The organism is Bifidobacteriaceae bacterium (assembly GCA_031281585.1).
Taxonomy (GTDB): Bacteria; Actinomycetota; Actinomycetes; order Actinomycetales; family WQXJ01; genus JAIRTF01.
Genome location: JAITFE010000090.1, coordinates 1 through 11,593, shown reverse-complemented (window position 1 = coordinate 11,593; position 11,593 = coordinate 1). Strand labels below are relative to the sequence as shown.

At 70.9% G+C, this 11,593-nt stretch carries 12 protein-coding genes; 8 read left to right on the top strand and 4 right to left on the bottom strand.

The annotated features are described in order from the left end of the window. From LBC97_10620 to LBC97_10605, 4 genes are all read left to right on the top strand, one after another. Positions 1–1,968, top strand: a 1,968-nt coding sequence (locus tag LBC97_10620; GenBank protein MDR2566482.1) for a hypothetical protein, incomplete at its 5' end; no start/stop codon positions are given. Positions 1,969–2,134: 166 nt separating this feature from the next. Continuing rightward, positions 2,135–3,013, top strand: coding sequence for a class II aldolase/adducin family protein (locus LBC97_10615; protein MDR2566481.1), 879 nt, complete (start codon positions 2,135–2,137; stop codon positions 3,011–3,013). A gap of 247 nt (positions 3,014–3,260) precedes the next feature. Beyond that, a complete protein-coding gene (locus LBC97_10610; protein ID MDR2566480.1) occupies positions 3,261–3,839 on the top strand; it encodes a hypothetical protein in 579 nt (192 codons plus the stop codon). Positions 3,840–3,884: 45 nt separating this feature from the next. Continuing rightward, positions 3,885–4,361 (top strand): septum formation family protein, encoded by a 477-nt coding sequence (locus LBC97_10605; GenBank protein ID MDR2566479.1) that lies wholly within the window; start codon positions 3,885–3,887, stop codon positions 4,359–4,361. Positions 4,362–4,514: 153 nt separating this feature from the next. Here LBC97_10605 and LBC97_10600 read toward each other — a convergent pair whose 3' ends face one another. Next, on the bottom strand, positions 4,515–5,594 hold the full coding sequence (locus tag LBC97_10600; protein MDR2566478.1) for a DUF3048 domain-containing protein: 1,080 nt from the start codon (positions 5,592–5,594) through the stop codon (positions 4,515–4,517). 351 nt (positions 5,595–5,945) lie between these two features. On the opposite strand from LBC97_10600, the gene LBC97_10595 reads away from it, so the two are divergent. The 3 genes from LBC97_10595 to LBC97_10585 all read left to right on the top strand — a co-directional run bounded on the left by LBC97_10595 (position 5,946) and on the right by LBC97_10585 (position 8,651). After that, the gene (locus tag LBC97_10595) at positions 5,946–7,199 is read left to right on the top strand and encodes an AMP-binding protein (GenBank protein ID MDR2566477.1); all 1,254 of its coding nucleotides are present in this window, start codon (positions 5,946–5,948) and stop codon (positions 7,197–7,199) included. A gap of 4 nt (positions 7,200–7,203) precedes the next feature. Beyond that, positions 7,204–8,088: a 1,4-dihydroxy-2-naphthoate polyprenyltransferase gene (locus LBC97_10590; protein MDR2566476.1), complete on the top strand. Its 885-nt coding sequence runs from the start codon at positions 7,204–7,206 to the stop codon at positions 8,086–8,088. A 182-nt stretch (positions 8,089–8,270) separates the two neighbouring features. Then, positions 8,271–8,651 (top strand): PLD nuclease N-terminal domain-containing protein, encoded by a 381-nt coding sequence (locus LBC97_10585; protein ID MDR2566475.1) that lies wholly within the window; start codon positions 8,271–8,273, stop codon positions 8,649–8,651. A gap of 237 nt (positions 8,652–8,888) precedes the next feature. Here the strand turns inward: LBC97_10585 and LBC97_10580 are convergent, their stop codons facing one another. Further along, positions 8,889–9,524: a histidine phosphatase family protein gene (locus LBC97_10580; GenBank protein ID MDR2566474.1), complete on the bottom strand. Its 636-nt coding sequence runs from the start codon at positions 9,522–9,524 to the stop codon at positions 8,889–8,891. Positions 9,525–9,680: 156 nt separating this feature from the next. Between LBC97_10580 and LBC97_10575 the strand changes: the two genes are divergently transcribed. After that, on the top strand, positions 9,681–10,523 hold the full coding sequence (locus LBC97_10575; GenBank protein ID MDR2566473.1) for an HAD-IB family hydrolase: 843 nt from the start codon (positions 9,681–9,683) through the stop codon (positions 10,521–10,523). A gap of 208 nt (positions 10,524–10,731) precedes the next feature. Here the strand turns inward: LBC97_10575 and LBC97_10570 are convergent, their stop codons facing one another. After that, positions 10,732–11,349: a YceI family protein gene (locus LBC97_10570; GenBank protein MDR2566472.1), complete on the bottom strand. Its 618-nt coding sequence runs from the start codon at positions 11,347–11,349 to the stop codon at positions 10,732–10,734. Between the two features lie 135 nt (positions 11,350–11,484). After that, complete coding sequence (locus LBC97_10565) at positions 11,485–11,583, bottom strand: AURKAIP1/COX24 domain-containing protein (GenBank protein ID MDR2566471.1); 99 nt, start codon at positions 11,581–11,583, stop codon at positions 11,485–11,487. Positions 11,584–11,593: the final 10 nt, after the last annotated feature.

Sequence of the window (11,593 nt, the reverse complement as noted above, 5' to 3'; positions counted from 1 at the left end):
GCGCGTGGCCGCCGAACGCGTTGGCGGCACCCAGGCCAGCTGGGGCGCCTGATGACCCGGCCGGCCCGCGTGGTCGCCATCGACCTGGGCGCCTCTTCAGGGCGGGTCTTGGCGGTCGAAGTCGGCCCGGCCACCCTCCGCGAGACCCAGTTGCACCGTTTCCAGTGCCAATTTGTGCCCGATGCCGTCCACCTCGTCTTGGACACAGCCCACCTCTTTGACCAGATAGCGGTCGGGTTGCGCGTAGCGGCGGCGACCGGCCCCGTGGACGCGATCGGCGTGGACGCGTGGGGGGCGGATTACGCGCTGATCGACCCGGCGGGACGAGCGCTGGAGCCAATCCTCAATTACAGGGACCCCCGCACCGAGGGGATCGAGTCGGCGGTGTGGGCTAAAATCGGCCGCGCCTTCGGCGCCGATGCGGGCGCGCGTCCGGGGACCAGGGTCCGCGAGCACGGCCTTGGCGGTGATGGCGCGGGCGCGCGGCTCGGCCTGGCGGCGGCGCCGAAACCGGTTGGCCTGGGGCCGGGCGCAGCGGAAGCGGCCGGGGTTGGCGGGATGACAACGCCCGCGGCCGAGGCGGCAGGGAACGGGGCCGGGCGCGGGCCGGGCTCGACCGGGGCAGACGGGGCCGGGGATGGGGAGTCCGCGGGCGCGCGGCTCGGCCTGGCGGCGGCGCCGAAACCGGCTGGCCTGGGGCCGGGCGCAGCGGACACGGCGGCGGAAGCGGCCGGGGCAGAAGGGGCCGGGCCAGACGGGGCCGGGGTTGGCGGGGGGGCGGCATCGGCGGCGGACTTGTCGGGACGGGACGGGCTTGGGCCGGACGCGTGGCGGGGGCGGGAAGCGCTGTACCGGTTGACGGGGGCCGCGCACCAGCGCTTCAACACGGTGTTCCAACTGGCGGCGGAGCAGTTGGGGCTGCCGGCGGACGGGCGCCTCGACGCCGCCGACAAGCTGCTCATGATGCCGGACTTCGTGGCGCGCCATCTGACCGGGGCGGTGTTCGCGGAGGCGACCGCGGCGTCCACGACCGGGTTGTTCGACCCGGAACGGCGCGACTGGTGCTGGCCTGTGATCGACGCGCTCGGGCTGAGGCGGGGGCTGTTTCCAGAGGTGTGCGAGCCGGGCACGGTGGTTGGGCGGCTGCGGGGCGACCTGGCGCGGGATTGGGGCCTGCCCGGCGGCGTTCCCGTGGTCGCGGTGGGCGGCCACGACACGGCCAGCGCGGTCGCGGCGGTCCCGGCGGTGGGGCGGGACTTCGCCTATGTGTCCTGCGGCACATGGTCGCTGGTCGGCCTGGAGTTGGAGCGACCGCGGGCCACGGCCGCGGCGCGCGGGGCCAACTTCACGAACGAACTGGGCGTGGACGGGACGGTGCGGTTCCTGAAGAACATCTCGGGTCTTTGGCTGCTCAGCGAATGCCAGCGGGAGTGGCGCGTCCAGGGCCTGCCCGCCGGGACCGAGCGCTTGCTCGAACAGGCCGCATTGGAACCGGCCGGACCGGTCTTCGACGCGGACGACCAGGGGTTCATCGCGCCGGGAAACATGCCCGCACGGGTCGCGGCCGCGGCGCGGGCGGTTGGGCGGACGGTCGGCTCGCCGGCGGCGATCACCCGGGCGATCATCGACTCGCTGGCGGCCAGCTACGCCCGCGCCGTCTCCGAGGCCCGGGCGCTGACCGGGGCGGAGGTGGCCCGCCTGCATGTGGTGGGCGGCGGCTCACGGGCGCGACTGCTCTGCCAATGCGCCGCCCAGGCCGCCGGTCTGGCGGTGGAGGCCGGGCCGGCCGAGGCCACCGCGTTGGGCAATGCGCTCATCCAGGCGCGGGCTATCGGGGCGATCGGCGGCGGATTGCCGGAACTGCGGGGACTGGTCGCCGCCACGCACCCGACCGCGCGTTACGCGCCTAGTCGACGGGACGGCGCGGCGGCGTCCGGGCCGCCTTCGGAGACCGGAGTGATCAAGTGACCATCTGCCGCGCCCTGTTCGCTCCGGGAGGCGATCCCGGCGCCCGGTCCGCGAGCGCGTCGTCCTCGAGCCGCGCCCTGTTCGGTTCCGGGAGGCGATCCCGGCCGGACCGGGGTTCTAAGACACCAAATCCTGCGGCACGCGCCGCGAATCGAAAGGCCTTGACATGATCAACCCAACGGGAAGCCCGACCGGAGTGGCGGAGCTTGCCTCGACCGTGGCGGAAATGGGCGCGGCGGGCTCCCGGCTGGACGCGATCCACGCGTGCGAGGCGGGCGCCGGGAACATCTCCGTCGCCGCGCCCGCGTTTGACGGGCTTGAGGAGTTGTTCCCGGACTCGGAGGCTTATGAGCTGCCGATGGCCGCGCCCGCATTGGCGGGGTGGACTGTGCTGGTGACCGGATCAGGGTGCCGCCTCCGGGAGATCGGCGGAGCGCCGACGGCGAACCTCGCCGCCGTTGTGATCGGGGCCGACGGGTGCCAGGCCGCGCTCCGCTCCGGCCCAGGGCGGGCGTTCACCCGCCCCACCAGCGAATTCAACTCGCATTTGGCGATCCACCAGGATCAGGTGGCGCGGGGAAAGTACCCGGCCGAGCCGGGTGACGCTCGCGCTGGAGGCGACCGCGCGGCGCTTCACGCCGTGGTCCACGCGCAACCGCCCCACTTGGTGGCGCTGACGCACCGGCCCGATCTGGGGTCCTCCGCCGCCTTCTCGCGGCGCATCCTGCGCTGGGAGCCGGAGACCGTGGTCCAACTGCCGGAAGGGGTCGCGGTGCTGCCGTTCATGGTGCCCGGTTCGGACAAGTTGGCGGCCGCTTCGGTGCGGGCGCTGCGCGCCCACAGGGTTGTGCTGTGGTCCAAACACGGCCTCATAGTCCGGTCGGAGAACGGGCCTTTGAAGGCCGTGGACCTGATCGAATACGCCGAAACCGGCGCCATGTACGACCAGGCCAACACCGCCTGCGGCTCCCCCAGCAATGGGTTGACGACCGCCGAGTTGCGCGCCGTGATCAAGGCGTTTAACGTTCGCACAACCCTGTTCTAGCTGGCGGGACCCCCGTGGTGGTTGGCGCGGCGCTCGCCTGCCGACCGCTGACGCCTTGAAGGTGCACGCCGCAGGTGTTCGCGGGCCAGCCAGCGCCTCGGCCGGAAGGCGGTCGGCTCCGAGAACGCGCCAAGCGCGTCTGCGGGCCAACTGGATGCGAGGGGAACCCGCCGACTGCGTCTCCCAGCCGTTAGCCGGGCCGGGCCGGGACGGGACGGTCGGGCGATAGGCTCGGCGGGAATCGACTATGTGCTACTTCATCACCGCCACGATTTCCGGGGCCGGCGCCGCGGAGTTGAATGACGTGTTGCGCGGCGCCGGGTCCGGAGTGCGCTTTGAGCCAGCCTTGAACCCGCACGTGCAGGCCCAACTCGACGCTGGCGAGTCCTATCTGGCGCACAAAGCAAGCGGCTGCGACTGCGACACCTGGCTGGGCGCCGCCACTCGGCATCGGCCAACGGCTGACCGGGTCGGCCGCCTGCGCGCAAGAGGCTGGAGCGAGGCCCGGATCGAGCGCTGGCTGTTGGAAACCGAGGGCGCTGCCGCCAGACTGGCGGCGCGGCAAGCCTCGCCCCATCATGGCGACCCGGCCACTGGGGAGCCCTGGATCGCTGTGATTGGCGCCGCGCTGAGCCATCCACGGGTCACAAGTTTCGGCCTTTTGCTGCACTTTTACAGCGGCTCCATCGACGCTGAGAGCTTCCAATTCGAACGCGTGGACCGGCCGCTGGCGGCCCTCACCCCAGACGTCCTCGCCGCTATGCCGGAGGACACGTTGCTCTCATTCAGCCGGGGACGGTCAGGAGCGCATCGCGGATTCCGATAGGGTTTTCCTCGACGCACTACCTCCCCCCAAAAGAAAGGCGCCGTCGTGAAATCCAAGTTCGCCGTCCTAACCGCGCTCGCAATCTCTGTCAGTTTGACGGGTTGCGGATTCCTTGACCGTCCGAAGGAGGCCCCGCGCGACGAATCGGGCAAAGTGGTCGAATCCGCCCAAGCGGATGTGTTCTCCCTCAAGATTGGCGACTGCACCGGGCAGTTGGACGAGGGCGACATTTCCGAATCCCTCCTCATACCCTGCGAAGAACCGCACTATTGGGAGGTTTTCGTCTCCCAACAGCTCAAAGACGACGAACTGCCCGCGGACGTGGAGGACCAAGCCCTGGAGTTTTGCAACTCCCAATTCACGAATTTCATTGGCTTGTCGTTCGACGAGTCCGTCTACGAGTTCTTCTACATGTACCCAACCCCGGACACGTGGAAGTACGCGCACGACCGCGAGATCCTCTGCCTGGTCGGCTCCGACGCGGGCGGGCTGGTGGGCAGCCTGAAGGACGTGGCCGCCTAAGCCAACGGCTCCCCGTGGTGGCGCCGGGCCGGGACGACCGCATTGACGGCCCGTCTGTGCCGTTGACCGCGCCCGATGCCGTCCACGTCGCGTTTTGAGCACGATGCCGTCCACGTCACGTTTTCTGCCCGCCGGCCGGTGGCGGCGGCGCGGCTAGGAGACGACCCAGGTGCCCTCGCCGGAGGGGACCAGTTCAATCCAGGTGACGCCGGGGGCGAGCTTGGCCTCGGCGCCGTCCGGCGTCCTCAAAACCAAGGGGTCCCGCTCCGAAGCTTTGGACCATTCGACGTCCAGGGCTTTGCCGCCCGACACGACCACACCGGCGCCAGAGCCGACGATTTTGGTGTCCGGAATGGGGCTGCCCGCTGCGTCGGTGCCGCCCGCCATCTCAATTCGCACGGTCAGGGCGATCACGTTGTGCGCCGCGAGGCGGACGCCGGCGGCCGACTCGGACGGGACGTCGCGTTCGGACCGCAGATAGGTCTTTGTCGACTCGTCCCAGGTCCAGGTGGGTTTGGCGGCGGCCGAAATGGTCACCGCAAGAGTGGAAGCGGGACGGCCGTCCCGCGCGGCGCTGGCGGCGCCCGCCGAGTCCGCGAAAACGAACTCCCCCGGCGGCGGGCCCTGGTGGGCGTCGTCAGCCTGTTCCCAGGTCGCGGCCGGTTTGAGGTATAGGTTGTGCGGCGCGGAGCGCTCGCTGGACCGGTAGAAGCCCGCGTTGCCGGAATCCTCTGTGAGGACTTGCAGGCCGGCCTCCTTGGTCTGTTTGAGGAACCGATCTTGTCCGCCCGAGCACGCCAGAAGGCCGCCGGTGGCGCCCAGGATAGGCCCGTCCATGGGCCTGACCGACCGAACCGGGCCGACCGAATCCGGGGTTTGCGAGTTGAACACCGCGATGAACCGCGACTCGCCGCCCTCGACCATTTCCTCCCACACGACGTCCGCCTGTTCAAGGCCGCTTTGCGGGCGGGCGGCCTTCGCGTTCTCGACCTTGACGGCCAGCGCGGGCCGTTCGACCACATCCCCGGGCAGGCCCGTGAGCGGCCAGGTGACCGGGACTTCTGGCGGCGCCTCCTTGGACTTTTCGGCGGCGGCCGCGGCGGCGGCGACCTCTGCGGCCGCGTCGTCCGCGCTCTTGCCGCACGCTCCCAGGGATGCCGCAAGCAGCGCGGCGATCGCGACGGCGGCCCCAAAGCGCGGTCGGGTCAGCGGACGGGGAAGATTGGCAAGCATTTGGTTCTCCTGTGTTCGCAAGCTTGGTCCGCTCCCACTCTAAGCATGCCCCACCGGGTTGGCGGGCCAAGCTCCCCGGTGTGGCAAGGGTTCGCGAGGTTGGAGGACGCCGCTGGAGAACGCCGCCTGCTCGGCTAGTCATCGCCGTGTCCTTCACCTCGTCAGGCCGGGAGACGCCCATCGGCCGCGCGTGGGGCGCCGGCTTGGAGCGCGGCGAGGACATGGCGAACGCAGACGCCCATCAGCCGCGCGTGTGTGCCGGCCCGGAAGGCCGATGTGTGGGCTGGCGGTTCACGCCCATCAGTTGCGCGCGGGGCGCCTGTTGTCCACCGGCGTCCTAAAGTGGACAGCGTGCCGTTGCCCGAACTGATCCGGAGCCTGGAGCGGGCGCTCGCGGGGGGTCCGGCCGTGGTGGCCGGACCCCCCGCGCCTGAACTGGCTGGCGCAACCGATTTGCCCGAAGACACGGCCTTGGCGGTGCCGACCTCGGGTTCGACCGGCTTGCCAAAGCTGGTCGCTCTCAGCTCCCAGGCCATCCGCGCCTCGGCCAAGGCGAGCGCCGACCGCCTGGGCGGAACCGGCCATTGGCTCCTGGCCCTGCCGACCGACCACATTGCCGGACTGAACGTGGTGGCGCGGGCGCTGCTGGCCGGCGGCCCGCCGTCCACGCTGCCGCCGGGGCCGTTCACCGCCGACGGGTTCGCGGCGGCTTGCGCCGCCCTCCCCGCCGGCCCCTGTTACACCTCGTTGGTGCCAACGCAACTGGGGCGGCTGCTGGTTGGGGGGCCGGACGGCATCGTGCCCGGCTTGCGCCGCTTTGACGCGGTGCTGGTGGGCGGCGCGGCACTGGCCCCTGAGCTGCGCCAACGTGCGGAGGCGGCGGGGGTGCGGATTGTGGAGACCTACGGCTCCGCGGAGACCTGCGGGGGCTGCGTTTACGACGGCGACCCGCTGGATGGCGTCCAAGTCGCGCTCGCGCCGGGCGGGCGCGTCGAGGTGGCCGGCCCAACGCTGGCGCTCGGGTACGCGGGGGGCGGCGAACCCGGCCAGCCCAGCCAGCCGGGGGGACCGGGGTTCTTCGAACGCCACAGCGGGCCCGTCGAGGTGGCCGGCCCAACGCTGACGCTCGGGCATGCGCCGGGCGGCGAACCCGACGAACCTGGCCAGCCGGGGTTCTTCGAACGCCACGGCGGGCGCTGGTTCGCCAGTTCCGACTTGGGCGCCTGGACGGCCGACGGGCGGCTGACGATCCTCGGCCGGGCCGACAACGCCATCACCACCGGCGGCCACACGATCAGCCCCGAACGGGTCGAGGCCGTCCTTCGGGCGGTCCCAGGGGTGGCCGACGCCCTGGTGGTGGGGCTGCCGGAGCCCGCCTGGGGTCAGGTCGTGACCGCCTTGGCGGTGCCCCATCCCGACCGGCCGCCAACGCTTGAACAGTTGCGTTCGGCAGTCAAACGGGAGCTCAGCCCGGCCCACGCGCCCCGTTGTCTGGGCCTGGTTCAGGCTCTGCCGACGGTGGCGCCCGGCAAGCCCGATCGGCGCGCGGGTCTAGCCCTGGCGGCCCGGCTTGAGGCGTCCGGCCAGTTGGAACGGCTAGTGTGACCGTGTGGCAAGCCCATCGCAATGGCTCGCAGGGTTGCGGCCAAAGACTCTTCCCGCGGCGGTTTCGCCGGTCCTGATTGGGATCGGCGCGGTTTGGCGTCCGGATTCGACCCCCCTTTGGAACCGGGCGGGGCTGGCGCTGTTGGTGGCGCTGGCTTTGCAGATCGGGGTCAACTTCGCCAACGACTATTCGGACGGCGTGCGGGGATCTGACCAGGACCGGCGCGGGCCCGCCCGTCTGGTCGAATCCGGCGCGGCCGCCCCCGGCGCGGTCAAGGCGGCCGCGTTTGCCGCGTTTGGCGTGGCCGCGGCGGCGGGCGCGGTCCTGAGTTGGCTGACCGGGCAATGGTGGTTGCTCGCGGTGGGGGCGGCGGCCATCGCCGCCGCCTGGTTCTACACCGGCGGCAAGCATCCCTACGGCTACGCGGGCTTGGGCGACGTGGGCGTGTTCATTTTCTTCGGCCCCGTGGCGGTGCTCGGCACCGCCTACACCCAGCATCTGGGGATCACCTGGCGGGCTGGGGTCGCCTCGGTTGGCGTTGGGCTGGTGGCTTCCGCGATCCTGATGGCCAACAACTTGCGCGACATCCCGTCCGACAAGGCCGCCGGGAAGTCGACCTTGGCGGTCAAATTGGGGGGCCCGCGCGCCGCCAGCGTCTACGCCTGGGAGTTGTGGCTGGCCCTGGCGGTGGGGGCGCTGTGCGCGATCGGCCGTCCCCGCGTCCTGGTGGTCTTGCTCATGGCGATCCCGGTGGCGCGCCTGGCCGCCGCCGTTGGTAACGGCCTGCGCAGCGACGAACTGGTGCGGGTGCTGGCCCAAACCGGCCGTGTGGAGTTGGGCTACGCCATCTTGATGGGGTTGGCGCTGGCCGACTTGGGCGTTTTCTGAGGCGAGCGCGGGGGTGGCCCGGCCATCCGGCGGTCCCGCCATCCGGCGAGCCGGCGCCATCCGGCGAGCCGGCGCCGGCCGGCCCGTCGACGGCTTCGACCACATGGGGTTTTCGCGCCTGTTCGTCGGCAAACCCCGAGACGGGCTCCGCGCGGCGGCCCCTGTCGCTAGGATTGTTTTTCGTGGCGAGGATCCTGCTGTTTTACGTGTTGCCGTTGGCGCTGACGGTCTACGCCATTGTCGACTGCGTCTGCGACGACTACGTGGAGCGTTTCTCAATCCCCAAGTTCTGGTGGATCATGATGATCATCTTCCTGCCGGTGGCCGGGTCTCTGGCCTGGCTGGTGGCGTCCAAGATCGTCAAGCCACGCACCTACTCGTATGGCCCGCCGAGCGCTCTGCCCCGGCGCTCACCCCGGCGGCCTGGGCCGGTCGCCCCGGACGACAACCTCGATTTCCTGCGCGACCTCGCCGAAGAGCAGGCCCGGCGCGACCGCGAACGCCGCCGCAAGGAGAAACCCGGCGGCGACGATTCGACCGGCTCGGAGTCGGGCCGGACCTGAAGCCCGCGGCCACCGAACGCCGCCAAACGCCACCGCCGGCACGGCTCCCTACCGGGGGCGGCGGCACCCAGGCCAAGGCCCGCAGCGCGGCGTCCGGCCCGTGTCGCTGCTGGTCACGCGACCGGCGGGGCAGGTTTCGCCGGAACCCCGCCCGTGTCGCTGACGGTCCCACGACCGGCGCGGCAGGTTTCCCCGCAACCCCGCCCGGCTGACGTCCGGCCGCCGCGACCGCGTGCGTTATCGCAGCTCGGGTGGCAACAAGTCGGCGGCGGGCTCGTAGTAACCGACCGCCGACAGGCGGTCTCCGTCATAGACCAGCGTGGTCACGGAAGCCAGCGAGCACGCCCGCCCGCGCGGCAGCGGCCAAAGTGACCTCCCCTCGGCCTGGCGCCGCGCCCGCCAAATGGGCGACTGGTGGGAGACCACTATGGCCCGGCCGCCCGGCAGGTCCGCCCGCAGTTCCGCGATGGCGGCGCTCATCCGGTCCGCGATGTCTTGGAACGGCTCGCCCCAGGATGGTTTGAGCGGGTTGTAGAGCCGCTTGAGGTGCCCGGCTTTGGCCAGATTCGGCAGGTTCACATGCAGGCCCGCCAGTTGCGAGCCCGCCTCGACCACCCTTGGCTCGGCCTGGATTTCCAGCCCGAGCGCCTCGGCGATCGGCGCCGCCGTCTCCTGTGCCCGCTCCAAAGGACTCGCCACCAGCCGGTCCACCGGCGGCGTCGCGTTTCCCGCGAAGTATTCGGCCACCCGGCGGGCCATCGCCTGGCCCCGCTCCGACAGGTGGTAACCGGGCAGACGCTCGTACAGCACCGATCCCGGATTGTGGACTTCGCCGTGGCGGACAAGGTGGATCGTGGTTCGCGGCTCGGCCATGCCCTCTAGTCTGCTTGGCGGCCGGGCCAAGGTCCAATCAGCGCACGATGCCGTGTCACCAGTCGGTCCCGCCCGCGATCATCCTGGACGGGCCTGGGCCGGGCATCCTGACCGGTCCATTTGGCGTGCGCGCGAGGCGCCGGAATACTAGTTTCGATGACCGAATCGCTCGGCTCAACGCCGCCCGCCCAGCCCGCCGGCGCGCCAGCCGCTCCGGGCAAGGTGGCGGCGTTCTTTGACGTTGACAACACCATTCTCCGCGGCGCCAGCATCTTCCACCTGGGAGTCGGCCTCTTCCGGCGCCGTTTGCTGTCCATCCGGGACATCACGCGGTTCTCCTGCATGAACTTGCGTTACGAACTCTTCGGGGAATCCGCCGCCGGTGTTTCGGCGACCCGCACGCGATCGCTTGACGCCATCAAAGGGCAACCCGTCGCCCAGATGGTGGCCGTGGCGGACCAGGTCTGGGACGAGGTACTGGCGGGTCGGGTCTTTCCCGGCGCGAAGGCCCTAGTGGACCAGCATTTGGCCGAGGGCCATGAGGTCTGGCTCGTTTCGGCTTCGCCGACGGCGGTGGTGGACCTGGTCGCGGCGCGGGTCGGCGCCACCGGCGGCCTGGGCACGCAGGCGGAGGCCGTTGACGGGTATTTCACGGGCGAATTGGTCGGCGGCCTGTTGCACGGCCCGGCCAAGGCGACGGCCGCCCTCGATTTGGCCGCCCAGCGCGGGATTGACCTGCCCGCCTCTTACGCCTACGGCGATTCGGCCAACGACATTCCGATCCTCTCAGCGGTCGGCCATCCGTGCGGCATCAACCCGGACCGGCGTCTCAGGCGCTACTGCCGGGAGCGCCGCTGGCCGGTGCGCGAGTTCCGCGACAAGCGCAGGGCGGTCCGGCGGTCGCTCCGGGCGGCTTACCGCGTGGGCGCGGCCTGGGCCGCATGGGTGGTGATCCAACGGTTGGTGCGCGGATTCAGGCGCCGCCCCCGCCGCGGTTAGCGGAGCCGAGCGCCGCCGAGCGCCCCGTTGAGCGGAATCTGGCCCCGCCCAGCTCACCGTTGAACGGAATCTGGTGCCGCCCAGCGGCCGGCCGAATCCGCCGCTCGGGATCGCCCCCTCTTGCGCGCGGGCTCCGGAACGTCGGGGAATCCCACCCGTGGGCCTGGGACGGCGGCGCCTTCCGCGCGCGGGCTTCGGTTGGGGCGGGCTATGGGGCGGCGATGACCTCGACCACCGACGCGTCCACCCAGTACGGCCCGGCCGGACTGGCCACCAAGTAAATCGTCAACTCAACCTTGTGGCCCGTGCGGACGTGGCTGCCGGCCTGGCCGGCGGTCCAGGTCAGGCCGAAGTCCCGCCGGTCGATCTGGCCGGAGCCGGTGAATCCCGCGACCGGCAGGTCACCCTGAGATTCGTCAACGCCGGTGAACTGGGCGTCAAAACCGGCGGTCCGGCTTTGGCCGTGGAGCGTGAGTTCGCCCTCGACCAACAAGTCGCCGCCGGTCCGCGAGATGCTCCGGGATTCGAAGCTCCAAACGGGATAGGACACCACGTCAAAGAAGTTCGGGCCGCGCAGCATGTCGTCGCGGTCCCCCAGGCCGGTCGAGACTCCAGACGGGTCGAAGGCAATGTTGACGCTGGATCCGTCCAGGTCCGCGCCGACCTCGATCACTCCGCTGGCGACCGGGATGACGCCCCGAATCTTCGAGACAAGCGCGTGCGACACCTCAAAGTGGGCAGAGGAGTTGCGGTGGTCGATCACCCAGGTGCCGGGCGTCAAGTCGGTCCACGTCTGCGTGTCGGGTGCAGAAGCAGTTCGGGTCATGAGGGATTCCTCCATCGTTTGTCGGGTTGGAACCACCCAACTTACGATTCGACCCCGCCGGGCGCCCGGCGCGGCCGCCCGGTCTCGCCGATTGGTCCCCCGTCAGTCGCCCAGTCGGCCAAGCTTGAGGCGCGGCTACTTCTTGTTGCGCCGCTGATGCCGGGTCTTGCGCAGCAACTTGCGGTGCTTCTTCTTCGCCATCCGCTTGCGGCGCTTCTTAATTACCGACCCCATACGGTCCTCA

What these genes read in the sequence shown, in the direction of transcription:
- LBC97_10615 (MDR2566481.1), top strand. Translation starts at nt 2,135, where the DNA reads ATGATCAACCCAACGGGAAGCCCGACCGGAGTGGCGGAGCTTGCCTCG.
- LBC97_10610 (MDR2566480.1), top strand. Translation starts at nt 3,261, where the DNA reads ATGTGCTACTTCATCACCGCCACGATTTCCGGGGCCGGCGCCGCGGAG.
- LBC97_10600 (MDR2566478.1), bottom strand. Translation starts at nt 5,594, where the DNA reads ATGCTTGCCAATCTTCCCCGTCCGCTGACCCGACCGCGCTTTGGGGCC.
- LBC97_10580 (MDR2566474.1), bottom strand. Translation starts at nt 9,524, where the DNA reads ATGGCCGAGCCGCGAACCACGATCCACCTTGTCCGCCACGGCGAAGTC.
- LBC97_10575 (MDR2566473.1), top strand. Translation starts at nt 9,681, where the DNA reads ATGACCGAATCGCTCGGCTCAACGCCGCCCGCCCAGCCCGCCGGCGCG.
- LBC97_10570 (MDR2566472.1), bottom strand. Translation starts at nt 11,349, where the DNA reads ATGACCCGAACTGCTTCTGCACCCGACACGCAGACGTGGACCGACTTG.
- LBC97_10565 (MDR2566471.1), bottom strand. Translation starts at nt 11,583, where the DNA reads ATGGGGTCGGTAATTAAGAAGCGCCGCAAGCGGATGGCGAAGAAGAAG.